Source organism: Chryseobacterium lathyri (assembly GCF_003290185.1).
GTDB classification, from domain to species: Bacteria; Bacteroidota; Bacteroidia; order Flavobacteriales; family Weeksellaceae; genus Chryseobacterium; species Chryseobacterium lathyri.
Window position 1 is genome coordinate 108,814 of record NZ_QNFY01000015.1, and the last position, 22,998, is coordinate 131,811.

Sequence of the window (22,998 nt, forward strand, 5' to 3'; positions counted from 1 at the left end):
TTGGTTTATGCATTTTACTTGTAAGGTGCCAGCCATGGCAATCTTTACAGAAATATGATCTTTTCGGAATGCTATTCCTGTGACTTGTCCTTTTAATTGAATTCTTTGCGGTGTTTGCCAATTTCTCGGACGGGTAAATTGTTTTTCCGTTGCATTTTACTTCTTCCATAAGTTCAAGTGACATTTTTCTTCTTCAACAAGGCTTTTTTCAATCACCGGACATCCGCAAAATTGACAGGCTTTTGTTTTTTCCTGAATCGCTTCATTCTCCCTAAACTTCAAGAAGGATTTTTCAACGGCAAAAGGGCAATCCCGGCACACTTCAAGTCTTTGTTCAGAAAGTTTTTTGATTTTTTCTGACGCCGAAATGTAGGACCGGAACCAACCTTTTAATATGTGGAAAATCTTGATCATTTTTTCTTTCCTAGGAATTTTGTGAATTCAGATAGAGACTTTTCAAAACCTTTCTGACAGCAAAAATTTTGCTTGTGACTTCCTATCTGTACATTTAAGACAGGCTTATTGTCACATTCTTTTTCTTTACAAACTTGAATAATATTCATAACCAATATCTATCAATTAAAATCCCTAAACCAATACAAGTAATAGCCATAATTACTATTACAATGCAACCTGTCCCTATCTGGAACCTTGTTTCCTTATCTAATCTGTCAGCCGGAAATTTTGGTTCTTGCTTCATAGCGTACAAAGTTTTTTAAGAAGTTCATTTCTTTCCTTCACCCATTCAGCCGGAATAATTTGATTTTCTTGTGAATAACTTTGAATGGCTTCATTGATAGATTTAACCCTTTGTTCCTGCCAGATCTTTTCAGGCATCAATTCGATTTTTGGTTTATTCAACCTTCCTTCGATTGCTGCAAACCAATTAGAATTTAAATTATTGAGAGTTTCAGCAATTTCTAATTCGGAGATCGCTTTAAATAGTGCTGCAGCATTTTCACCTGCAGTAAAACCAGCATTATATGATTTTTGTATATCTGTTTTTACAATGGGCACCGCCCTGTAAGGTCCATCTGTCATAGGACATGGAAAACTTCCGGCTTTGGCTTTTACAATTCCGTACATATCAAAAATCACTTCATCGTTTGTTGCTTGCCAACCGCCAACCTTGAACCCTAATTCCTTATGTGAACATTTCTGTGCAAATTGATTTGCAAGTGCTTCAGCAATAGGAAAGCTAATTCCAACGGCAATTAATTTTACTGTCTTCATGACTATCTTCCTTTAAATGGTGGGATTACTTGTTTTCCGTTATGGTTTTGCTGAATATTCAAAGCAGCCTGTGTTTGTATTTTATTCATCAATTTTTGACGGATAGGCATAACCAGTTCATTCCACTTTTCAGATAATTCTTTGACCATCCTATTAAATACAATGTATTCAAACATAGTGATGTCTAATTCTTTCGGTGAAAGTTTTGTCAAAGCGTTCAATAAGAATGAGACATTAAAAAGATTGAACTGAATTTCATTTTCTGAATAAACAGTTTTTGCAATCTGTTCCAGGATAACAATATCACAATCTAAACTATACAGGGAACTAGAATCCAAAACTTTTTTCCAGATAGGCGTTAATAGTTCAATGTTTACTTTGCTGATTTCAAAGTTTACAGATTCTAATTCATTTCTGAATAATTTTTCAAAATCTTGCTGTTGTTGATTCATTTTTTAAAATTTATTTGGTTAATAATATTTAACATTGTTACATATTTTTAATAAAACCCGACCGACCAAAATCAGCCGGGAAAAAACACATAATGAAAAGAAAAATTCTTATCGAACCGATTACGGGGATCGAACCCGTGTATGTAGTTTTGCAGACTACCTTCTAACCACTCGAACAAATCGGCATTCACGGGTTCTATTTACTTCTACGTTATGCATCACGCCAGTTGATCGGACTGTTTTCCATAAATAGAACCCTCTCTTTAAAATGTTTGTGGAGGTTGTAGGAATCGAACCCACGCCTTAGGCACTGTTTTGTGTGATCACCCCTGCTCTTCCTAGCTAAGCTAAACCCCCGGTTTGCAGGTCTGGTTCCCTGCTCAATAAACCACCCCTTTACGAAAAAGGTTTCTACCCTGCCAATGAGGTCTTCGTTTATTACTTTACTTTCATGCTTGTAAATTTGCCTTGTGGCTTTTTACCGCTTTTAAATTTGTGGTGAAAATTTGTTTTTCCAGAAACTCCCTGTGTCGGTGTTTTTTTTTGATTTTCGATTGATTTACCAGATTCATAATATCTGGAAGACAATCCTTCATAAGAAGAAAATTCTGAAGTGCATGTGTTCATACTATGTTGTTTTTAAAGATTCGTAATATTCTTGGATAAACTCTTCATGGTCTTTTTGTTCTGAAGCCCAAAGAAGAATGTCATAAGCCTTTGTTTCCTTTATATTTTCCAAATTGGACTTTCCGTTGTTCTTGTAAAAGATTGTTCCTTTTTCAGCGACAAATGTTAAGAATGAAAGCCATCCCCATTTTTCAAAATGTGCTTCTAAATTTGGCCCGTCTCCGTCTTTTCCTCCTGCAAATACACTGAAGTTTTCAGAAACTGATCCATTGAATTCTGCAAAAAAAAAGCTACTGCAAGAGCGATATCCATAGGAAGATTATACATCATTTCAAGTCTTTCACTTCCAGGGGAAAGCCAACTTTCGTTGAAGACTTCACCTTCTTTTTTAAGATATATTGCAGCAAGAATTGGAATTGCATCCCATTTACCGGCTGAAAGTTCCTGCATTTGCTTAATTACCTGTTTGGAGGTAATTAATTCATTGAATGTGATCTTGCTTTCATGACTAAGGACCGGCGTTTCAATTTTCCAAAAATCATCCATAAACAGATATTCTTCTTGCAATTGAATATTTTCCTGTTCTTCGTACAATTGATGAAAGCATGAGAAATATAAATTCATCACATCATCAACCGACATTTCAGAATCAATTTCACTCATCGGGATCCCGGTGAAGAATGAAAGATTCATTGCAGCAACGGAAACATTCAGCAATGAAACGTCCATTTCATCAACATCCAATTCATTTCCTTCTTCATCCTTTCTGAAAACATTTTCCTGAAGCTGAACAATCTCACTTCTGTATTGTGCATCAAATTCAATTCTTTGGCGAACTGTGACTTGATTCAGCGTTACAGGAAGTGAATAAGTTTTTCCTTTCCAATTGAAATCCATTATTTCTTTGTGTTTTGCTTTGTTTTTTCTGCTTTAGCTGCTGCAACAATAACATCCGGGGTATTGTTTGCCGGGGCACCTTCTGGCAGGTTCGTTGATAAAGATCCTTCATTTTGCTTCTGATCTGCTTCCAGGTCCTTATTGGCGGTGGCACCTTCTTGGATTACGTTAACCACTGCATCACCTTCAGGTTGTTTTTGATCTACAACCACCGCCGGTGCAGTATCATTTGCCGATGTATTGCCTTGAAGTTCTTTTTTCTTCTGTTCCCTTGCTGCTTCCAGGTCCTTATTGGCGGTGATCTTTGCTTTGATCACATCAATGTAAGCACCATTTATTTCGGCTTCTCGGAAGTCGTCAAGTCCGGCAAGACTGGCAACACCACGGATTTCGATTTCTTTTAAGGAATCCAGAAGTTGAATGTTTTCACGATCAAGAAAGCCATCATGTAAGAGTTGAACGGTTTCTTTGAATGCTTCAACATCATCTGTGCTGATCACGGGCAAATCTAACTTGGTGCCAGATCTTTCACCAATAGGTTTTCCAATCACCGATTTCAACGGTTGTGGATTGAATCCATAAGATGCAGTTTGCGGGTTTACATTCCCTGTGATGTAAGAAAGTGAGTTGATGTATTGAGTAAAAACGCTTTCGGTTCTTAAACAAAAGGTTGGATCTTGCTGATGTCTTTTAAGGATCTTGTCCTTTAATTCCTGAACATCATTGATTGTTTCTTGTATTTGTTCGGGGTTTAGCATGACTAATTGTTTAATAGGTTGATTTAAAGTGTAAATATATAAAAAAATATATAACAATGTTACATATTTTTATCTTAAAAAATCCAACAGTTCAAGACCGTTGTCATAATCTCTTAATGAATGAGATGTTACTTTTGATGTTTGATTAACCTTGAATTCAAACCATTCACGCATCATAAAGCAATCCATCACATCGGGGGATTGGCCGTTCAGGAAATTTTTCATTTCTTCTTTTTTGATAACACACAATTTTCCATCTTTGTCAATGCTACCTCGTTTTATCGCCTTTCTTTCAAACAGCATCCGTTCTTTCAAAGTCATTTTATCATCATAACGCTTATTTGCTGCATAAGGCGTGATGTAATATTCGCCCCTTGTAACAGCATCCCCAGATTTAAAGAAACATTGAGATTTTAAATTCTTGTAACTTTCTGGTTTTCCTGTTTCATCATTTGGTAATGGTGTAGCACCATTATTGAATTCACGGGCACCTTCAATGAAACCATCAACGAATTGACCGACCCCATCATTGTCAAATACAATGCTAGAGTGAGGAACAGCATGAGCGAAGGCATTATCTTTTATCAAATTAATAACTTGGGGACCGCTTGATTTATCCATAACATGGAAGTCTTCAAGTCTTTTCCCGGACCAAACATAGACAATGAATTTATCAGATCCTTTCATTGCAATATCCGTTGTGATATAATTTTCACCTTTTGGAACATAACTGTTGGTGAACATATCATTGAACTTTTTTGAATCATAGATATCATCACCCTTCAATGAAATCTTCCAATTCCCACCAAGAAGCCTTAATTTTTCATTTTCATCAAGTGCGTTCAAGTTTCCCAGGTAGGCGGGATTCACCTTCAATAGTTCAACATTTTCATAGATCGAACCACCAACGAAGGTGAATGATTTAATAAGGTCTTTAACCGTGATTAAACCCTTTGATCGAGCAATTATTTCATCAATGGAATCTTTACATTTATAATAAACATCTTGTGCAGAATCACCCCAGATGAGGTTTCCGTTTTCCCTGGTGAAATAACGCAGCATTCCTTGGCGGTCCGGAACGGGATAACCGTAATTTGGTGATTTTTCGTCTTGCTCAATCCACCAATCCACAAGTTCAGCCAACCAACTATCCGGATCCGGGTTGCATGTTGCACGAACATAGGGATCAACACCACACATAGAACGGTTCCTTGAAAGCATGTAGAAAAACATTGATGATGAAAAATGTGTTAACTCATCAAAAAGAATTAAGGGTATTTCTGCACCTTGCCAATCGTACTTGTTTTTCTCGTACTCCATGTGGGACATCTTAAATTTTGCACCTGATTGGAAGAACCATTCTAATGTTGATTCACGTGGTTCACTTCCTAGAATGGATTTGTACATATTTTGCGATGCATCCCATAAACCACCTTCTGCCTTAATCATTGGTGAGGTCCTACGAAAGAAGACAGAACCGAAATTTGGATTGTTGATGTGTCGTAACGGTTCCAGCAACAAACATGTTGTTTTACCTACACCGGCAGCACCCCCACCAACAAGAATGTCGGCAGGGGAGGAAAGGGCCTTCATCTGATACCCTTCTTGTGGTCTTATGATTTTAATATTACTCACTAATCTGCAATTCTTCACCGGTCAAGTCAAAAAATAAATTTTGCACCTGGTGAACAAACCTTAATTCTTTACCAATAGTTGATTGATCGCCGTCAATTAAAAAGATTCCGTTTTCATTCAATTCAAATTTGGCATATCCAAGTTCGGAAGGGATTTTTAATTTTGGCTTTTCAAACTCATCAAATTCAAAATTCATTTTCTTTAACCAAAATTCAGTGATTTTCAAAGGTGATAGTTCATCAATATTAAAATCCACTTCACCTTTCCCTCTGTCTGCAGTTACATTGTATTTTGAAATCTTTTTTATTTTAAATACGCTGCCATTGTGTGTGACTAAATTTTCAATTCGTAAATGCTTACCGTCTATGAAATAGTAATCTGCCATGTCATTCAATTGTAAATTTTCCCATTTTAAATAGTTCATACACAATTGCAGCTTCGTGAAATGCATCATCGGCCCCACGGTGCGATTCAATGTACCCGGTCTTTCCAAAGAAGAATTCAAAGGCTTCTTCAACCTTTGGCCATTTATAACCAAAACCGCCTGATTTCGGGATCTTACAAATGTTGGTTGATATCTTCATGGGACATGCCAATTTTTTAGGAAAGACAAATCCCCGGTTTTCCATGAATCCAAAGTCAAACACATTATTGAAAGCTGTGGATCCGTGTTGGTAAGAATGCAAGATTTCTTGAATTTGTGGTTTCAGCACATCCAATGATTTAGAAGTTCTTACAGCTTCAACAGTAAGATCAGAGTTTTTTATAATCCAGGAATTTTCAACCTCATCTTTAGTGATTCCCTTTTCGTGTGTAACCTCATCGAAAATGATTTTTCTTTCACCATTGGCAAGGTCAAGTTCTACAATTCCGACTTCAACAATTTTTCCACCTGCTTGAAGAAATCCTGTTGTTTCAATGTCAATGATCAATATTTTTTCCATTTATATATATTTTTTTTAACGTTTATTATCTGGTAACTGAAAAATAGAAACTTGTGCTTCAGATTTCTTTTGTGCGTTATCCTTGCTATAAAAACCTAACATACGGTTTATGGTGTCAATGGCTTTTAATTTGTCATAGGATTCTATCTTCTTGATTGATGATTCAACAAGCGTTTCCCCTCGTAATTCAATCTTTTCGGACTGAACTGTTACGGATTTGATTGAAGCGGAAACATCGTTTTTTAGATCGGCAATGTTGATCAGCCTGCCAAGATCATCAAAATAATTCTTAACGTCTCCAAATGCAACCTTAACGAGTTCTTGAAGGATCATTGTTTGGGTGATGTCAAGTTCTTCAGACTTTTTTTCCTGAAGTTCTGATATGTAATTTTGAATGTCAGGTTTTGACAGGTTTTCAGATCCGGTTTGCCTTGCTGTTTTTTCGCTGTAACCCGCACGAATACAAGCCTGTGTTGCATTTAGATCAATCAGGTATTCTTCACAAAATTTTATCTGTTTTTCAGTCAGTTTCATTTAATTTTCTAATAAATTTTACAAATCATCGTAATTATACCCCAATGATTTAATTTTTTCCTTCAACTCCATTCTTCACATTTCGGGCAAGGCACTGGCATTTCCATAATTAGTAAATTGGTGGTTTAGGCTTTTCTACTGGTTTGTAGTGAGTTAATTCAGCATTTGAATCTTTATAGAATCTGTATGATGCTGCCAAATCCATTGCTGAAGTAGATCTATTTGAAAAATTTCCCATCTGGCAATAAAAGTAATTTACATTAGTATCAGTAGGCAAGTTATCTTCACTTTCAATCTTTATCCAGCCATTGTTGTTTTCAATATTTTCTAATGAAATGGGTATCCAAAAATGTTTATTTTGATGTGGATCATACCATGTCTTTGCAAAATTATCCTCTTGGTAAATTCCCATTTCGTTTAAAGACGGATGATTATTTATCTGTTTCCATCCTGAATATTCTACACCACAACAGCTGCCATCCTCCATATTAACGAAATCCTTTACGGCTTCCCAATGCTTGCCATAAGCTTTTTGTATTATTTCCTGTTTTGTCATATTCCAATCTTTTTTAAGGCCCTTGGTGATAAGTAGAATTTGATATCCGGATCATTTGCGATGTCTTCAATCGTTTTGTAAGTGGATGTTTTCCACAAAAGATTTCCGGTTTCTAAAGAAATCATGAATTGTCTGTCATTCAGGAAAACAACATCATCAGCAATTTCATAATCATCTACCAGGAAGAAACAATTGTCTTTTGCTTTGATGTACTGATGTAATTCTTCAGCATCGAAATCAACATCTAGTTTACCAAAACTGTCCCTTTCTTGTCTCATTTCCGGTTTTTCCAGGGGTTTTCCATTTAAGTCAGACGGAACAAACATCCAAACCTTGTTTTCATTTTTTAAGAATTTAGCATAATTTGGTGTTTCGGTGATAAATTGAAGAACCGTGTATTTCGGTTCTCCAACTTTATCTTGAATTTTTGTGTACATTTTTTCGCTTTGCATCAGTACAAAGTCAGTCATTGGCATTAATTCCAGATTTTCCATTTGATATTTAATTTATTTGTTGTTGTGGGATATTCCAATTTGAAACGTCAAAGATTTTTTCAAATTCGGACTTTAGTGGCTCAGAAAGTTCAACCTTCAAGTGGTGGATTTTATTCCAACAAATTGTTGCTTCTGTCAGTTCTATATTGCGATGTACCTGAAAATCAAATTCAGATCTTCCAGAAAGGAAATATTGAATTAGCCTTTTAACAGCATCGTTTGGGCTCATTATCCCACCTGCTGTTGTTGTTATAGCGTATGTCGCAACAGTAATTCCATTTTCTGCATAAAAATCAATTTTTGAATTCAATACAGCATCATAGCATTTGAATATCCCGTCAAATGTTCCGGGCATAATTTCAAGGCTAACAATCTTTAAAATATTATGTGTTTCCATAGCGGGAATAATTACAAATTTACAAATTTATGTAACAATATTACATATTTTAATTCCGAAAGATTTTATTTTAAAACCTTTTGAAACAATTCTTTGTAGTGTTGAATCTCCCTTTCTTCAGAACAACATTGAATGAATTCTTCCATGGCTTCTTTCATTTCCTGTTCCTTGTTCCGAGACAATAGGTTGAAGAATTTCAAAGCAAGACTGTCATAATCCCTTCGTAGTTGGTTGATAAATTGTTCCTGCTTGTCAATCAATTCAAGATATTTTATTCCGGATAAAGATTTTTCACTTGAATTAATGTAAGTACATAGATACAGCAGGAAAAATAAAGCTGAAGTTGCTGTTAAGGTAATTTCTAATGTTGTCATACTATTCGGTAAATGTGTTATTTTCAACTCTTTTTTTTAGGCGGTTTACTTTGTACCTCTTTTGTTCTTCAACCATAGGATCAATGGAAGGAAACATAAATTTCATTTGCTCAATCATTATTTCAACATCTGCCATTTCTGAAGCTAAATTCTTAAAGGTTTCCGCCGTGTCCTTTCTCATAAATTTTCTTGCTGATAGTGCTAATTTTAAAGCAGATTGTGCAAGTTCCGTTGCTTCCTCCTGAAGCATTTCCATTTGGGCTACATGTCCCCATTTATCAATTGCCATTTGATAAACTTCTTGTCTGTTTTCTAAGTCCATAAAATTATATTTTGATTCGTTAATATTTTTGCGGTTTCCCTTAATCTATGCGCAGGGTGTTATCCTGTTGATGTTGCTTGATCCCCTGGGTTAAATGGAACTCTTCACCTTTTTGCAATCCGGCATTCAAACCCATCTGTGTATAAGTGAAATCTGTTTTGGTGGCTTTGATCTTCAAGTTCATGGAATCAAATTGTTCTTTGACTTTCGCTTCTTTTCTGATAACCATTAAGCCGGTTTGCTCCGGAAGATTTGAGACTTTATTTTTATACATTTCTTCCATTTTATAGGAAACCTTTATCAGGAAACCTTTAATAAAAGATGATGAAACGGTTCTTCCATGATAGAAAAATAATGCTTCTTTGCCTTCAGATGATTTTAGATAAAGGTCCTTTTCTTTCAGGCAGGTTTTCACAATAAGATTGTAGAAATAGGCGCAAAGTTCAGTATCTTCTTCAAATCCAAAAAAGGCGATTCTTTTACTGTTGTAGAAATATTCACAATCAAACAGCCTTGTTAAGTCGTTGTAAAATATTCCAAGATCATATCCGGATTTTATCAACGGGACTTCTTTCATAATACACTTTTCACCAATGTACGGATCCGAAATGTCGTTTTCTGAAATATAGTATTCAAGCATCAATTGATTGGCTTTCTGTAAAGCTGCCATTGCTTCAGCTTCCGTTGCTCCGTTTTCCTGATTCTTTTCCAGAAGGGCCCTAACCCTTTTAATAATTTTTTCTCTACTCATATAATAATTTTTTAAATTGTTTCAAATTCAATTTCTATTCTGGGAATGCTGCCAAATATTTTTTCACTTTCGACTTTGGCAATTACAGCATCATCGGTGAAAATAATCCCGTTCATGGCATCCATTGTCCCTTTCATAAGGTTGTCAGTCAAATCCGGCTTTGTGGTCTTGTAAAATTTTGTTCCGGCTTCAAGTTGTTCAAGCTTCTTTTTGGACCAGCCTTTTAGCGGTGGGAAAACAAATGTTACTTTCACTCTTAAAGCAGTTCTAAAGGGAATAAATCCTTTTGGAAGCTGTGATTTCACGTCAAATGCAATGTTCCTTTCGTTTTGGATAACCTCAACTTTTTGATAGGACCGGACAAATGATTTCCTTGCTGTTTTTTGGATCCTGAACCTGGCAGATTGTTTTGGTTGGGGAATTCCTAATATTTCAAGTTTTAAAGTCATTTTAATTTTTGTTTAAAATTGTATAGTGCTGATTTATCACTTCTATTCTTTTGGTAAATGGAAATGAAACTTTGAAAATCATCATTCCTGGTTGTGAAGCTTTTCCCAATGCTCAATCCAGGCTTCTTCAGTGAATTCTTTAAGTTCTTCCTTTTCAATGTATGCTTTGACAATGCAGTCTTTGAAATACGTAAGGGGATCATTCTTCTGAATTTTTGGAACTCTGATCTTTTCCGGTTCTTCTTTCCGTGCAATATTTTCTATTTTTTCAGGTATGAATGTGGATAGGACCGCTTCAATAAATTCAACTTTAACTGTTTTAAGACCTCTTTTTTTTATCAGGTCATAGAAAACAATTGTTCCTAAAACATTCCCTTCCAATTGTAACCTTCTGTATTCTGCTGTATAAAATTTATTTCTTGCAGCTTTTTTTTCTTCTGGTGTAGGTTCTACAATTGGCGGTTCAAGAAATGCCTTGATTTCTGCTTTTCCGTTTTCGTATTTTTTATCTAAGGATTTGTATCGGATATATGCAGATTTTACCTCATTTAATTTAATAGCATCAATTTCACGAAATAATTTTATCGGTTCTGCATTTCCATCCTTGTCTTCTTCATATTTCAATCTTCCTTCTGCTGCAAGATTAAACGCTAAAAAAAATTCTTCTGCTGTTAGTTCACAATTTTTTGCAAAACTGTAAGCAGTTGCAAAATCCAATTCCGCTAAAGCATCTTTTTCTTGTTGATTTCCAACGTATTTAGGATTAAAACGACTGCAGATTTCCGCACAAAATTCATTGACATCTTTTTCACTTGACCACTTCAACATCGATTGTGATATTTCCGCTTTCACTATCGGCGGTATTTTGCTCAGCAAGTTTTCGGGCAAGTATTTGATTAAAGGAAGTTTTCCCGGATACCTGAGAACTTCCTTTGGAATTTCCGGCCTGATTGCTAAATCCGTTGTTTGTGCTTTGATTATTTCCATTGTTTTGTTCTTTGTTATTATAATTTCCTTCCAGAACCTTTACAAAGTTGGTAGGCTTCATTATCCAGTCAAAATCAGCACTCCAAGCTGCTTTGTTTTCTCCTGATAGGAAATTTGATTTTCCGGCAATCTCAATAACCTCTTTAACTTTTTCAATTCCATAATCATTAATCCTGGCATTTATAGATTTTTTTCTTTGCTGGTTTATGATTTGAACTTTTGGAAGCCTATTACAGTTTTCATGAAAGTGATCAATAATTTCCTTTTCTTTTTTTGCGGAACTTTTTTCTTTTTCTTCAGAACCGGTGTTTAGTGGATCAGAATTTTCTTCCTGGGATAACTCTTCAGAATTTTCATTTTTTGGAATTTCTCCTTTTGATTCTTTTTTTAAAAGAATACTGTTTTGTTTAGTTTCGTTTAGTTTATTAATGGGTACGGACTGTGGTACGGTTTGCGGTACGGACTGTGGTACGGTTTGTGGTTCGTTTTGTAGCTCACTGTGATCCGCAAAAGGAATTATTTCATATACAGAGGATAGATTTCCGTTTCTCTGTTTCCATTTTATTCGCCCTAATTGAGATAGAACATTCCTTGCTCTTTTAATGGATGCAGAACTTAAACCCGTTTTGACCTGTAAGGTTGATATAGCTACGGTAAATTCTAATTTCCATCCCGTTTTATTATTTATGTGCATTAAACCATGCCATAAAGTAATTACAGAATCTGAAACGGAATTTGTTTCAAGCCAATCGTAAAACGAATTTATTTCTTTGATGTAGTTCATTATTACCAATGAGTTTTTAATATTCTATTGTTTTTAGGAATGAAAATCCTAATAATGAGGTGTGGGATTAACATTTGGTTATGTTTTTTTTCTGATTACAAAATCTGGGAAGGGGCATTCTTTTTGACTATCTGTAGGAACCAGACTAATATTCCGTTTCCGGATAGAAGGGACCATATATTCATTGGTGGTCCGGGTCAAGTCTGAAATCATACATTTGTTTTCAATAACCCCGATATGGAACCGGGTGTCTACTTCTTCAAACTTCATTTCAGAAACATTGTCTTTCCTTGGTGCCATGATACGGGTTGCACACATCATGAATTTTTCTTTTTTCTCCCATGCAATGATGTCACCGACTTCAAGTTTTGTTTCCTTCACCGGGATAATGTCAAATTCATATTCAAGACCTTCAACAAATTCAACTGAAGTTTGGGTTCCGGTCCTTTTTAAGGCGTAAGACAAACAGGTGTCTTTTTTATTTATAGTGGTTTCAAAAAGTGTTTTCATGATTATTGTTCTTTGTCAAAATACAGTTGGTAGAATTTCCCTTTGTCGTCTTGCCCTTGCTCCAACTTATTCCGGTCACCGTGAATGTAGATGTGGAAGTTTTTATCAAGCTTTATGATGCCTTTGAAGTGTTTCTGCATCTTTTTTACTGCAGTAGGATTAATTTTAAATTCCTCGGCGACATTAACTTGCATGTCCTGTTCATAATCAGTCTTAAAGCTTTCAAAACTTTCAATAACTGCCTGGTCCTGTAAAACCTCATCTGTAAATTCTTTTAAGGTAAACTGATCTTTTTCTTTGAAGAAATTCAGGGATTTGTTCAGAAAATTAACCTGGTCAACTTTTGTAACTTCAAATTCCTGGGGAAGCTGCTTTGTGATATAATCCTTGTAGATCATTAAAGATTCCTGTGTGTGGAAATATTCATCATCACGTTGCTTAACATGTAGGAAATCTTCAAACCAATAATACATGTCACCGCTCTTATTGTTGTCAACAACTGAAAGAACAAATCCGGTTTCTTTGTTGGTGTTATAGATTAAGGCAGCTTTATCAATTTTTGCAAGGCTGATCCCTTGATCTTTTTCAACTTCCAAATTGTCATTCAGGAACGAAAACTTTAGGAATGATTGTCTTTTTTCAGTTTTGAAAATCCCAATCTTATCAACACTTTCCGGGCTTTCATCACCTTCAAATAAAACAATGAACAATTCACCACCCTGAACTCTTGGATTTTCTGCAGATTCATAAAGATATTTTGCAAGGACCTCTGATTCCCAAAGGAACTTTGATTTGTCTTCAAAAATTTCGGAAACGGAATTGTAAACTGGGTTATTTACAAGGTATGAATCACTGTAAAATTGGAAGGTTTCTTCTGATTTAAAGGATCCTAAAAAATAGTCCTGAAGTAATTCAGTCATTTCTTCATTTAGCTGCATTTCATCCTGGGAAATACTTAAAGATTCACCGTTGATCTTATTACCAACTCTGTGTGCTATTATTTTCATTTTTATTAAAATTTTGGATTGTTAATTATGTCTTCTTTTAAAGCTTCTTGAAGCGCCGGAAGAATTTTTTGAGCGAATCTCATACACGCATTTTCACACTTTTTTGAATACAGGATGTAAGTGTTACCTTGATACATTTTTCCACCAAAATATTCAACATTTAGGCTTAAAATGAATTGCCTGAAGTCATCATATCCGGTGTGTCTCCAACCGAAAGATAAGTTTCCATAATCCGTAACACTCGCGAACATCCCGTCTGATGTAAGCACTATTTGACCTAACCAAGAATCGTTTTCCGTTCTTAAAGTGTAGCTTTTTGACTTTATTTCGTCCATATATTTATATTTTAATTATTCTAAATCTTTGATATTACACGGGAAGCGGTAACCGTTTGATTTTTCGCAGGTTACAGCATTACCACTTATCGTTATTATTTTTACTTTTTCACCCTTTTTGGCCCAAAAACTTTTTCCAAATTTCGCATCCTTGTTAAGGGTTTTTGTCTCGCCAATCATCTTTAAACATTGTCTTTTTGAAAGGCTTCTGTCTGAATTTTATATCCGTAATCCTGAATGAGTTCTGATAAAAGCGGATGTAATTCTGTCATTTCTATAGGAATTATTATTGTTCTTCTCTTTGCGAAAATTTTACAATCAATTTCCCTGTATCTGATTTTTCGATGAATTTTATATCTTGATTCATTATCATCTTTGGAAAAACCTCTTACCCTTGGATGTCCTTTGAATGTTTTCATTTTAAAATGGGTTTAAAAAGCATTGTTATATTTTGTATTTAAATTCAAGAAAAGCCAGTGTGTTTTCTATTTCGACGTTATTCCCCCTGTCAATGATCTTCACGAAGCGATCAATAAAACCATCATTTAGAATGTTTGAATTTTCAAGTTCTGCACTGATTGGAAGGATGCCCCTGGATTCTGCTTCATCCATTATGTCTGAATCATCAAAATCTTCAATATCTTTTTTCTCATCAGCATCAATCAGATCATATTCTTTTTTAGCAAATTCTTCAATGTCTAAATCGAAGTGAGAAAGGGCACTTTTTTCCCAATTTCTATGTTGGTTGTAAAACCGGTCTTTTGCTACACTTTCAGAAGTACTATTTTTTCTGAAATAGTCAATACTTTTTTCCTCATAGTCAAAAGAACTTCCATCCTCCATGACTATTTGAATTATTCTATCTGGCATATTATTTTGTTTTGGTTTTTAACTTCAATTCAACAAAAACTTCCTTAATGTCTTTTGAAATAAGCCTGACAATTTTTTTATTATTCCAGAGGAAAAAACCTGCTGCATCCTTACCCAAAAAATAATTGTCATTGACTTTCATAAGAAACTTTTATTTAGAATGGTAAATCGTCATCATCATCGTTCTGGAAATCTTGTCCGGAACCTTCAGTGATTGAATTTTCAGAAGGCTTTAAATTTCCGATGTACAATTTGTTGATCTTCTTCCCGTTTTCTTCTGTGTGGAATTCCTCTTTCAATGGAACTGATACAGATGCAATGTTTCCGTACTGATCCGGATTATCATTAACATAGATATTGATGTTAACCAATCTTTTCCCAGATTCGGTTCTGTAGGTCTTTAAACGACCTGCTTTAAGGTCTGTCATTAATTTGTCGAAGTCGATGCTTCCAAAATAACTTTGGCTCATAATTGATATTTTAATAATGTTAATTCGTATTGTGTGATTAATATTTCAGTAAAGTCTTCCATGTTTAAAGCCGGAAGAATGTCATGGATGATGAAGCTTACATCTTCTTTGAAAACTTCATGAAATCGTTTTTGTCCCATAGTGTTAAAATTCAAACTTTCGTACACCTTTATTTCGGTTTTATGGGAAATTCCTATTACCTCAAACCTTCCTTGCATTTCTTTCAGAAATTTGTAAAAGTGATTTTTAGGACATCTTTTTTGAAATTTTTCAGTGAGGTTTTCCCAGACAAAACCAAGAAGTGAAAAATATGCTTTATGCATTTTGGCATTTCTATCAGCATTTAAAATGATATTGAAGTTTTCACCATTTGGAAGTGATTTTATTATATCCTCACTTTCTACATCGGTAGGAAAGAAACATGTTCCAGACTTTGCCACGCTCAAAACAATTTTTTCAGTCTTCATTTCTAGTCAGTATTAAAGATTGATAAATCAAATCCGGGTGCCCACTGTGATTTGTAAATCACATTCTTACTTTTGAAATAATCATATGATCTGTCAAAGGCTCTTTCATCAACCATTTTATTAAGGCGCATAACGAAATATTCAAACTTCCTTTTGCAATAGTCTATATAACCAACCTCGATTTCCGGAACCGAATAATTGAAATCACTATCATACAGGATGTATTTAAATTTTGGATTAGTAGAAAGGCCCAGAATTTCAAGCCCTTTTGCATAAACCCCAATCTGCATTTCATAGTCATATTTTTCAATTTCCCACTTGAACTTGTCCGGGTTAAGGTTAGAAACATACTTCATATCATGAAAAAGGGTAGGGGCCCAGGTGTCAAGGATTGCAACGAATTGCCAGCCCATGAATTCAAATCTGATCTTTTTCTGAAATTCTTCACAAACGCAAAGTTCATCAGCGATATCCGGGGCATTTTTAAGGTGATCAGAAATTTTAACAGCAAGATCATACTCATCCTGGGAAACACAATCTTTTCCACTCAACAAAGCTTTGCAATAGTCCCTTAAATGCTCAACAGATTCTATTTTACCAACTTTGTAATTATTTTTAAATGCCTGCTCAAAAATTTTATCAAAATCCAGAAGGTCAAAAGGATGAGCGTTCAATATTTCATTCACCATATTTTCTTGATTGCCTTTGGACGGTCCTTTTGCTAACACAATAAATTTTTCATGAAACTTGTGATCTTCTAAAACAAGGCAGTCAACCAAACTTCCAAAGTTCATCCCTGCATTTTTCTTCTTTGGCTGAAGTAAAGCGTTCATGAAGTTTATAGGGCTTGTTAAATTTTTAAGTTTAGAATAAGACATGGAAATGTCTCTATTGATAAGTTTATCAATTAAAATCTCTCTTTCTGATCTTTTATCCGGATAATGACAATCAAAGAATTTAATTTCTGGATCAACATAAGATTCTTGCTCCTGTTGTCCTATTGCTGTATTTTTAGATGCTCCCATGTTAAAAAATATTTAATGATTCAAGGTCTTGTTCTACTTCCTTCAGGTCAAAGAATTTGCGCAATTCTTCCCTGGTGACTGTTTCACCCTTTCCGGTTTTTTCAATCAAGCCCTGCCATGCTTTTGATCCTACTTTTAGTATTTTAAGAGGTGGGGGTGTTGTTTTGTTTACCGGGGTTACCGGTGGGGTTTCTAAGTTGTCAGAATGCTTATTGTCAGCATCGTCAATGGTTCCTGTTGGTACCATGAACGTATATAAAAGCGCATATTTTAAAGCATATGTGGTGGCCTTTCCTGCAGATTTATCCTGTGAATCAACCCCGTGCCCGTAACCTTCAATTTCAATGCATTCGCCGGATTCATGGATCAATAAATATTTTGTACTTACTTCAGTGAAAACGGATTGTTTCATTTTAGTTTGTGGCTTACCTTGATAATGTGTTGTTTCTTCCCATCTTTCAATTCTTACATTTGGAGAAATGGAAATTGGCAGAATTGCAAGTCCATTATCTTCCATAGCTTTGCCAATTATGGACTTCACATCTTTATCAGCAACACCCTTATAGGCAGTGTTTCCGGTGCCAACATCTAGCGATTTATCAATGTTTTTGACTGATTTCATCACATTGATGATTGCTTTATATAGTTTTGGATTAGTTGACTTTTCCATGGGTTATGCAGTTTGTAGTTTTTCCAATTCAGCTTTTAATTTTTCGATTTTCTGCTTTTTTGCTTCTTGCTCTTTGCTTTTGATCAATTGTAAGATGTTTGAAAGTCTGTCATTAGGAATTTCTAAGACCATAAAAGAATCGTCATGAACGCATATCAATGTCAGTGCGGGATTGATTGAGAGATTAAAACTATAACCTTCAACATCTACTTTTATTCTAGTCCAATCACTACCAGCAATGATTTCTTTTACTGTAAATTCACAAGCAGTAATCTTGTTGATGAAGTAATTCTGAACTTCTAAAATTCTATTTTTCATGATCTTATATTTTTGCAGTTAATAAAAATTCTCTGTTTGGATATTTTCTTGTTAAGTAGCCATCACCATACTTGAAAATTCTATGATTTTTATATGGTCTGAACCAATTGGCAAGCATTCTTTTGATTTTTTTGTAAGCTTTCATCGAACTTCCTAAATAGCCAAATGTTTTTCTATCTTTTAGCACTATCAGGAACTTTGAACCTTCAATTCTGATACTCATTCCGTTTGAAAACCAGATAAAACCTTTAGTAATCTGCTTTCTCTTTCCATTTTTAAAAGATTCCATTTTATAGAATTGGAATTTTAAAATTTGGTTTCCTAAGATTGTTTTTTGTAATTTTGTTTCTAACATTTTTGTTTGACTTTAATCGGTTGAACTTTTTGCCATCCGTTCCCGCGGGTGGCTTTTTTATTTGTGGAATTTCATTTTTAATTCCTGTATCTTATCTGCTTTGCTTATAGCTTTAGATTTTTTTTGCTGATCCTGGGCGGTTCCCACGCCACCCAGAACAGCGTTCATTTCTGCTTTAACAGAGGCAGTCCATGATTCTATTTTTTCGCAACGGGAAATAATTCCTTTCGCTGTTTCTTCGCTAATTGTTACATTCATATCGCATCAATTATTTCTTGAACATCTTTTTCATAAATTTCTCCATCGGTCCAGCCTGTGTGTCTTTGAAATGATTGGATGATGAAAATGTTTTCAATCTTTTCTGAATCTCTATAAGCATTTAAATAAATTGCTGATTCTCTTTTCCCTGTATCGGCAGCAATTTTTAATCTCAAATCATAATCTTCTCGGATTTTACGGTAAACCGTATGCTTGATTTTTGTTGGAATTGTTATATTTGCTTGCTCTTTCATTTTGAATTATCATTTTGATATAGCAAATGTAAACAAGTTTGCATTATCTAGCAAACATATTGTAAACAAATTTACATTTGATTGTTTAACTAATTGAAAATCAATTATAAAATTTTTTAGAATGAATGAAAACCAAAAATTGAAATCATATATATCTTATCTTATTAATAATGGGAGGGTTGCGAACCAACAAGAATTTGGTCAAGTACTTGGCTATAAAAATAAAACATCATTTTCAAGGCTACTTTCAAAACCATTAACTGATAAGTTTATAAAGAATGTGCAAACATGTTTCCCAGACTATGCAAACTGGAAGGACCAGATTGATAATGATATAAAGCGCGTAGATTCAGTAACACCAATACCATTTGAAAATTATATGATGGTAGAATACGTTGACCTATCAGTTGCAGCGGGTGAACTTGGTGGTAATAATGTTGATGAACTACCAGAATCAAAGAAAAGATTAGTTCCAAAAGAATTTGACAATGGTGAATATCTCGTTACAAGGGTTGATGGTGATTCCATGGATGATGGAAGCAAATACAGTATTCCAGACGGAACCGAAATACTGATTAAAAAGTATTATTTAAATAACGGTGATAAGATGCCAATCAGAAATAATTTGTTTGTAATAAATGCTAAAGACGGGAAAGCTTTAAAGCAAATAATTGAACATAATCTTGATGATGGATTTATTGTTTGTCATTCTTATAATCCTGATTTTAAGGATTACAAAATTTACATGGAAGATATCATTGAGATTTTCTTATATAGAAAAATCGTCTCTCTAAGACCACCAATACCAGATATAAAAAATTAAAAACTTCAAAAAATGAAAAAAATTTACGCAGCATTAATTTTTATTTCTTCATTAGTATATAGCCAAACTAATGAAGTTAAATATTATTTTGAAAAATCAGATTTAAATTATGATACTACAAATAAGCAAATTGTAAAATTTACTAATCATGTAACTAAATATATCCAGTTGAGAAACGGTGAAAATAATTTTTCTACTGTAAAGGTGGATTTATTTGGGGATCCAGATCTTTCGCAATTCGATTTGACCAAATTGAACAAGGTTATAGATGTTATATCAGAAAATGCAAAATATAATTTAAAATCACCCTCAACTTATATTCCCAATGCAATTGTTTTGAGAAGGAATAAAAATGAATGGTTTACAAACGTTTTCTTCTCCGGGCAAAATAGTTATGGAGCAAAAAAAGATAATAGTTCTATGGTTACACTGGATGATGAAGGGAATATTATTAAAGATTTTGAAAAATAGTAGAAAGTATAATTTTAAAGTTATTTGATGGATACAAACAAACCATATATATCAGATATTAATATGATAAAAGCTATTGACATGCTTAAAGAATCCGGGGAAATTCCCTTTAAAATTGTAGCATATGATGTCATGAATGTTGACACTTCCTGGGTGAATAGGATTGATAAGCAGGAAAAATACAAAAGGGGTGTTCATTTTACTGCAGAGCATATAAGATTGTTCTGTGATCATTTTAATATAAACTCAAATTATATTTTCGGTCTTGAATCGGATATGTACCGTAAATAAAGGAATTAGAAGATTTTTTACGGTAACATCAACGGTAACATTATAATAAAAATACAACATAAAAATAGAATTGTAAAAATTGTAAAACGTTGATAATCAAATGTAAGTATATCTAAAAGCAATAGGGGTATTCCCTCATAATCAGGTGGTCCCTGGTTCGAGCCCAGGTGGGACCACAACAATAAACCGTAATACTCTATAATAAAAAGTATTACGGTTTTTTATTTGTCGTCTTTCCCAACATTTTCCCAACAACATAAATTTTAGTTCCAATTTTCCCATCTGTTATACAAGACAAGGAAAAAAATTCACTCTTATATTCTAACTGTCGCTCTAAAAATATATTTTCAAAATGGCGTTTAGAATAACTGCACTTCTGCTGAAGCAAATTGTTTTTTCTGTTTAATCTTTTTAAATGGGTTCTGATACTAAGGTTTTTCCTTTCTATTCCGTTGATTCCGTATTTTTTTTGTGCTATGAATTTCCTTTGGAATCAAATATTGATAATTTCTGAGTTTATCGGTATAAATTTTTTTAGTTTTGGAATTGATCAAAGTTTTAATAACAGCATTCAGCGTTTTGTTATTTCTCCTGCCAATATAAAACCCGGCAATCTCTTTGGTGCTTTTATTAATGGCATATACCAGCCACATTACATTAGATTTTTTTCTGATGCAAACTCTCATCTCATCTAATTCATAGGTTTGATAATATGGAATTAGAGGTTCACTAATACTATTGGCAATTGCAACAATTCTTTTATGTAAAGTAGTTGTTGAAATTTTAATATCCTCGCAATACTTCTTATCCATGCCTTCTTTAGTTAGCTAAATAACCTTTGTATTGATGTCCTTTTTATTGTAAAACACTTATGGCTTTGCACAATTTACATTGGTAGCGTTGTTTTCCATAATTAGTTTTGCCATATTTTATAAAATCATCACCAACACATTTGACACATGAGTAAACTTTTACCTGCATAAGGACTCCAATTTTCTATTAAAAAACAAATAGAGTGACCAAACGATCACTCTATTATATAAAATTATTACTTATTATTTTTCGTTAAGTTCGATTAATAAAGAAAACCAACATTTTTGAAACATTACCACATTACCCTATTTAATTATTTTCTTTGGAAAATAATCTCTAAGATCCATTTCGTAAACTACAGGTTCACAATCTTGTGCTTTTTTGTCTTTACCTATTTTAGAAATATTATTCAAAATGTCATCAATATTTTCATAAATAGCATTGCCTTTTAGATCAATGTGTTTTACATTACATCGATTTTTATTATCCTGTATTGTAATCCATGACTTATAAGCACCATTTTCAGGTGGAGGGGGGGGCATGTAATGATACATCATTAAATATTCGTAATTAAAATCTTTATCTACTACGATCATCGATGGCTTAAACATATATTTATCATAAGAGCCAGTATGCAAACTAATATCATAGATATTTGTTTTAGCATGATATATCATCTGTTTAAAATTAACGAGTATGCCCTTATTATAATTTTTAGAAAAGAAGATAACTTTTGCTATACCATTAGTTCCTAATCCTTTTTTTAAATCAAAATCTCTTCTATCTAATATATAATAAACACTATAATTACGGTCATCAAATATTTTTATAAGATTCCTTTTTTCTGTTTTTGAATTAACTGAAAAATCTTTATCCTCTATATCTGCCATTTTCATTTGCGAAAATATGCTGATGCTACTAACTAAGGCTAGTAAAATTCCTATTTTATTTAATTGTTTTAACTCCATATTTTGTCATTATTATATTAAAATTCTGTTGAGCAGCTGCTTCATCTCTATACCTGACCCACCCATTAATATAATTTTTATGGGAAGTTTGATTATAGCCAGTAAAGTCTTGAAACTTTACTTTTCTATCATTAGTCCATACACTTGAATAGTCTCTGTTTACGAAAATATCTATGGATTTCACAATTGAAGATATTCCATTTCCAAAAAGATCATCATATCTTGCAGAATTACAAGATCCCATAATCAGATTTTTACCCTCTTTTACATATTTGGCAATGCCAATAAAGCTGTCTATACTGCTTATTTTATCTGCTGAAAGTTTACTTTTGTCAGAAATATATTGCTGGATGTGACTTCCTAAAATTCCATCATTATCTGTATGGAAACCATTATCACCTGCCATTATGTATGTATCTGTACTTGAATTACGAAGTACTTCTCCATTTTCATCAAAAAGATAACGTTGGCTCTCATAACCATGTGCATTGATAAAAATATTATCGGCTTGGCTATCTCCCAAATATAATGTCAGTTTAGTTAAAGCATCCTTTAAACTTAAAGCATCAATAACATGCCATCCGTTTTCTTCAAAGTCCTTATTTACAAAGTTACCAAGACCTTCTTTATCTCCTCTTATAAAATTAAGGATGATATTGGCCGCAGGACTACTACCTCCACCGCCAGAAAATAAAGAACCAAAACCATAGCTGCTACCATAACTATCACCATTCCCTAATCCCAGCCAGTTTGGATTGGTCCAGCCAGAACTTACATCCACATTACCGAATCCATCGCCTGCCATTGCAAATTGTCTTGGAGCCATTCCATCAGGATCTATAAAGCTTACAGGGTTATTAAATGCAAAATTATAAGGCGAATATCTTCTCATTTGTTCA

General features: G+C 33.9%; 39 protein-coding genes, 2 tRNA genes and 1 pseudogene. 3 read left to right on the plus strand and 39 right to left on the minus strand.

Features of this window, described 5'->3' with window-relative positions; translation table 11 throughout:
• Positions 1 to 156 precede the first annotated feature (156 nt).
• The 36 genes from DRF61_RS19375 to DRF61_RS19540 all read right to left on the minus strand — a co-directional run bounded on the left by DRF61_RS19375 (position 157) and on the right by DRF61_RS19540 (position 18,733).
• On the minus strand, positions 157 to 414 hold the full coding sequence (locus DRF61_RS19375) for a hypothetical protein (RefSeq protein ID WP_111960135.1): 258 nt from the start codon (positions 412 to 414) through the stop codon (positions 157 to 159).
• Between the two features lie 282 nt (positions 415 to 696).
• On the minus strand, positions 697 to 1,233 hold the full coding sequence (locus tag DRF61_RS19380; protein ID WP_111960137.1) for a hypothetical protein: 537 nt from the start codon (positions 1,231 to 1,233) through the stop codon (positions 697 to 699).
• 2 nt (positions 1,234 to 1,235) lie between these two features.
• On the minus strand, positions 1,236 to 1,685 hold the full coding sequence (locus DRF61_RS19385) for a hypothetical protein (RefSeq protein WP_111960139.1): 450 nt from the start codon (positions 1,683 to 1,685) through the stop codon (positions 1,236 to 1,238).
• A gap of 114 nt (positions 1,686 to 1,799) precedes the next feature.
• A tRNA-Cys gene (locus DRF61_RS19390) sits at positions 1,800 to 1,870 on the minus strand.
• 90 nt (positions 1,871 to 1,960) lie between these two features.
• Positions 1,961 to 2,042: transfer RNA gene (locus DRF61_RS19395), tRNA-OTHER, on the minus strand.
• A gap of 81 nt (positions 2,043 to 2,123) precedes the next feature.
• The gene (locus DRF61_RS19400; protein WP_111960141.1) at positions 2,124 to 2,312 is read right to left on the minus strand and encodes a hypothetical protein; all 189 of its coding nucleotides are present in this window, start codon (positions 2,310 to 2,312) and stop codon (positions 2,124 to 2,126) included.
• 204 nt (positions 2,313 to 2,516) lie between these two features.
• Entirely contained in the window at positions 2,517 to 3,209 is a 693-nt protein-coding gene (locus tag DRF61_RS19405) for a hypothetical protein (RefSeq protein WP_111960143.1), read from the minus strand.
• Positions 3,209 to 3,967: a hypothetical protein gene (locus DRF61_RS19410; protein WP_111960145.1), complete on the minus strand. Its 759-nt coding sequence runs from the start codon at positions 3,965 to 3,967 to the stop codon at positions 3,209 to 3,211. Before DRF61_RS19410 ends, DRF61_RS19405 begins: the two co-directional genes overlap by 1 nt.
• Before the next feature lie 69 nt (positions 3,968 to 4,036).
• A complete protein-coding gene (locus DRF61_RS19415) occupies positions 4,037 to 5,560 on the minus strand; it encodes a terminase large subunit domain-containing protein (protein ID WP_167409448.1) in 1,524 nt (507 codons plus the stop codon).
• A gap of 34 nt (positions 5,561 to 5,594) precedes the next feature.
• Positions 5,595 to 5,987 (minus strand): hypothetical protein, encoded by a 393-nt coding sequence (locus DRF61_RS19420; RefSeq protein ID WP_146897252.1) that lies wholly within the window; start codon positions 5,985 to 5,987, stop codon positions 5,595 to 5,597.
• Between the two features lies 1 nt (position 5,988).
• Positions 5,989 to 6,546: an exonuclease domain-containing protein gene (locus DRF61_RS19425; protein WP_111960151.1), complete on the minus strand. Its 558-nt coding sequence runs from the start codon at positions 6,544 to 6,546 to the stop codon at positions 5,989 to 5,991.
• Between the two features lie 15 nt (positions 6,547 to 6,561).
• Entirely contained in the window at positions 6,562 to 7,080 is a 519-nt protein-coding gene (locus DRF61_RS19430; protein ID WP_111960153.1) for a terminase small subunit, read from the minus strand.
• Between the two features lie 109 nt (positions 7,081 to 7,189).
• Positions 7,190 to 7,636 carry a hypothetical protein gene (locus tag DRF61_RS19435; protein WP_111960155.1) on the minus strand — a complete coding sequence of 149 codons (447 nt, stop codon included), beginning with the start codon at positions 7,634 to 7,636 and terminating at the stop codon, positions 7,190 to 7,192.
• Complete coding sequence (locus tag DRF61_RS19440; protein ID WP_111960157.1) at positions 7,633 to 8,130, minus strand: hypothetical protein; 498 nt, start codon at positions 8,128 to 8,130, stop codon at positions 7,633 to 7,635. The genes DRF61_RS19435 and DRF61_RS19440 overlap by 4 nt, the downstream gene beginning before the upstream one ends.
• 7 nt (positions 8,131 to 8,137) lie before the next feature.
• Complete coding sequence (locus tag DRF61_RS19445) at positions 8,138 to 8,527, minus strand: hypothetical protein (RefSeq protein ID WP_111960159.1); 390 nt, start codon at positions 8,525 to 8,527, stop codon at positions 8,138 to 8,140.
• A gap of 65 nt (positions 8,528 to 8,592) precedes the next feature.
• Positions 8,593 to 8,901 (minus strand): hypothetical protein, encoded by a 309-nt coding sequence (locus tag DRF61_RS19450; protein ID WP_111960161.1) that lies wholly within the window; start codon positions 8,899 to 8,901, stop codon positions 8,593 to 8,595.
• A gap of 1 nt (position 8,902) precedes the next feature.
• Entirely contained in the window at positions 8,903 to 9,223 is a 321-nt protein-coding gene (locus DRF61_RS19455; protein ID WP_111960163.1) for a nucleoside triphosphate pyrophosphohydrolase family protein, read from the minus strand.
• A gap of 40 nt (positions 9,224 to 9,263) precedes the next feature.
• Positions 9,264 to 9,974: a DUF2786 domain-containing protein gene (locus tag DRF61_RS19460; RefSeq protein WP_111960165.1), complete on the minus strand. Its 711-nt coding sequence runs from the start codon at positions 9,972 to 9,974 to the stop codon at positions 9,264 to 9,266.
• Positions 9,975 to 9,985: 11 nt separating this feature from the next.
• Positions 9,986 to 10,423 carry a RusA family crossover junction endodeoxyribonuclease gene (locus tag DRF61_RS19465; RefSeq protein ID WP_111960167.1) on the minus strand — a complete coding sequence of 146 codons (438 nt, stop codon included), beginning with the start codon at positions 10,421 to 10,423 and terminating at the stop codon, positions 9,986 to 9,988.
• 81 nt (positions 10,424 to 10,504) lie between these two features.
• Entirely contained in the window at positions 10,505 to 11,251 is a 747-nt protein-coding gene (locus DRF61_RS19470) for a hypothetical protein (protein WP_111960169.1), read from the minus strand.
• Entirely contained in the window at positions 11,232 to 12,194 is a 963-nt protein-coding gene (locus DRF61_RS19475; RefSeq protein WP_111960171.1) for a hypothetical protein, read from the minus strand. Before DRF61_RS19475 ends, DRF61_RS19470 begins: the two co-directional genes overlap by 20 nt.
• A gap of 78 nt (positions 12,195 to 12,272) precedes the next feature.
• Complete coding sequence (locus tag DRF61_RS19480; RefSeq protein WP_111960173.1) at positions 12,273 to 12,704, minus strand: hypothetical protein; 432 nt, start codon at positions 12,702 to 12,704, stop codon at positions 12,273 to 12,275.
• A 2-nt stretch (positions 12,705 to 12,706) separates the two neighbouring features.
• Positions 12,707 to 13,717 (minus strand): nucleoid-associated protein, encoded by a 1,011-nt coding sequence (locus DRF61_RS19485; RefSeq protein ID WP_111960175.1) that lies wholly within the window; start codon positions 13,715 to 13,717, stop codon positions 12,707 to 12,709.
• Positions 13,717 to 14,046, minus strand: coding sequence for a phiTE_072 family protein (locus DRF61_RS22940; RefSeq protein WP_228452738.1), 330 nt, complete (start codon positions 14,044 to 14,046; stop codon positions 13,717 to 13,719). The genes DRF61_RS19485 and DRF61_RS22940 overlap by 1 nt, the downstream gene beginning before the upstream one ends.
• Positions 14,047 to 14,061: 15 nt before the next feature.
• On the minus strand, positions 14,062 to 14,226 hold the full coding sequence (locus DRF61_RS22725; RefSeq protein ID WP_157963411.1) for a hypothetical protein: 165 nt from the start codon (positions 14,224 to 14,226) through the stop codon (positions 14,062 to 14,064).
• Positions 14,227 to 14,228: 2 nt separating this feature from the next.
• The gene (locus DRF61_RS19495) at positions 14,229 to 14,465 is read right to left on the minus strand and encodes a hypothetical protein (protein WP_111960177.1); all 237 of its coding nucleotides are present in this window, start codon (positions 14,463 to 14,465) and stop codon (positions 14,229 to 14,231) included.
• A 25-nt stretch (positions 14,466 to 14,490) separates the two neighbouring features.
• Positions 14,491 to 14,916 (minus strand): hypothetical protein, encoded by a 426-nt coding sequence (locus DRF61_RS19500; protein ID WP_111960179.1) that lies wholly within the window; start codon positions 14,914 to 14,916, stop codon positions 14,491 to 14,493.
• Between the two features lies 1 nt (position 14,917).
• A complete protein-coding gene (locus DRF61_RS22730; RefSeq protein WP_157963412.1) occupies positions 14,918 to 15,058 on the minus strand; it encodes a hypothetical protein in 141 nt (46 codons plus the stop codon).
• Positions 15,059 to 15,071: 13 nt separating this feature from the next.
• Positions 15,072 to 15,386: a hypothetical protein gene (locus DRF61_RS19505; protein ID WP_111960181.1), complete on the minus strand. Its 315-nt coding sequence runs from the start codon at positions 15,384 to 15,386 to the stop codon at positions 15,072 to 15,074.
• On the minus strand, positions 15,383 to 15,853 hold the full coding sequence (locus DRF61_RS19510) for a hypothetical protein (protein ID WP_111960183.1): 471 nt from the start codon (positions 15,851 to 15,853) through the stop codon (positions 15,383 to 15,385). The genes DRF61_RS19505 and DRF61_RS19510 overlap by 4 nt, the downstream gene beginning before the upstream one ends.
• Before the next feature lie 2 nt (positions 15,854 to 15,855).
• Complete coding sequence (locus DRF61_RS19515) at positions 15,856 to 16,878, minus strand: PD-(D/E)XK nuclease-like domain-containing protein (RefSeq protein WP_111960185.1); 1,023 nt, start codon at positions 16,876 to 16,878, stop codon at positions 15,856 to 15,858.
• Position 16,879: 1 nt separating this feature from the next.
• On the minus strand, positions 16,880 to 17,548 hold the full coding sequence (locus tag DRF61_RS19520; RefSeq protein WP_111960187.1) for an ERF family protein: 669 nt from the start codon (positions 17,546 to 17,548) through the stop codon (positions 16,880 to 16,882).
• A 3-nt stretch (positions 17,549 to 17,551) separates the two neighbouring features.
• Complete coding sequence (locus DRF61_RS19525; protein WP_111960189.1) at positions 17,552 to 17,866, minus strand: hypothetical protein; 315 nt, start codon at positions 17,864 to 17,866, stop codon at positions 17,552 to 17,554.
• Between the two features lie 4 nt (positions 17,867 to 17,870).
• The gene (locus DRF61_RS19530; protein ID WP_111960191.1) at positions 17,871 to 18,221 is read right to left on the minus strand and encodes a hypothetical protein; all 351 of its coding nucleotides are present in this window, start codon (positions 18,219 to 18,221) and stop codon (positions 17,871 to 17,873) included.
• 57 nt (positions 18,222 to 18,278) lie between these two features.
• Entirely contained in the window at positions 18,279 to 18,479 is a 201-nt protein-coding gene (locus DRF61_RS19535) for a hypothetical protein (RefSeq protein ID WP_111960193.1), read from the minus strand.
• A complete protein-coding gene (locus DRF61_RS19540; RefSeq protein WP_111960195.1) occupies positions 18,476 to 18,733 on the minus strand; it encodes a hypothetical protein in 258 nt (85 codons plus the stop codon). Before DRF61_RS19540 ends, DRF61_RS19535 begins: the two co-directional genes overlap by 4 nt.
• Before the next feature lie 121 nt (positions 18,734 to 18,854).
• Between DRF61_RS19540 and DRF61_RS19545 the strand changes: the two genes are divergently transcribed.
• The 3 genes from DRF61_RS19545 to DRF61_RS19555 are packed head-to-tail and all read left to right on the plus strand — an operon-like array spanning position 18,855 to position 20,318.
• A complete protein-coding gene (locus DRF61_RS19545) occupies positions 18,855 to 19,556 on the plus strand; it encodes a S24 family peptidase (protein ID WP_111960197.1) in 702 nt (233 codons plus the stop codon).
• 12 nt (positions 19,557 to 19,568) lie between these two features.
• Positions 19,569 to 20,027, plus strand: a complete 459-nt coding sequence (locus DRF61_RS19550; protein WP_111960199.1) for a hypothetical protein — start codon at positions 19,569 to 19,571, stop codon at positions 20,025 to 20,027.
• A 27-nt stretch (positions 20,028 to 20,054) separates the two neighbouring features.
• Positions 20,055 to 20,318, plus strand: coding sequence for a hypothetical protein (locus tag DRF61_RS19555; RefSeq protein ID WP_111960201.1), 264 nt, complete (start codon positions 20,055 to 20,057; stop codon positions 20,316 to 20,318).
• A 333-nt stretch (positions 20,319 to 20,651) separates the two neighbouring features.
• Here DRF61_RS19555 and DRF61_RS23160 read toward each other — a convergent pair.
• The 3 genes and pseudogenes from DRF61_RS23160 to DRF61_RS19570 all read right to left on the minus strand — a co-directional run.
• Positions 20,652 to 21,299, minus strand: a pseudogene (locus tag DRF61_RS23160) (IS1 family transposase).
• 137 nt (positions 21,300 to 21,436) lie between these two features.
• Complete coding sequence (locus tag DRF61_RS19565; protein ID WP_111960203.1) at positions 21,437 to 22,099, minus strand: hypothetical protein; 663 nt, start codon at positions 22,097 to 22,099, stop codon at positions 21,437 to 21,439.
• Positions 22,077 to 22,998, minus strand: a 922-nt coding sequence (locus DRF61_RS19570; RefSeq protein ID WP_238601924.1) for a hypothetical protein, incomplete at its 5' end; no start/stop codon positions are given. The genes DRF61_RS19570 and DRF61_RS19565, both read right to left, overlap by 23 nt.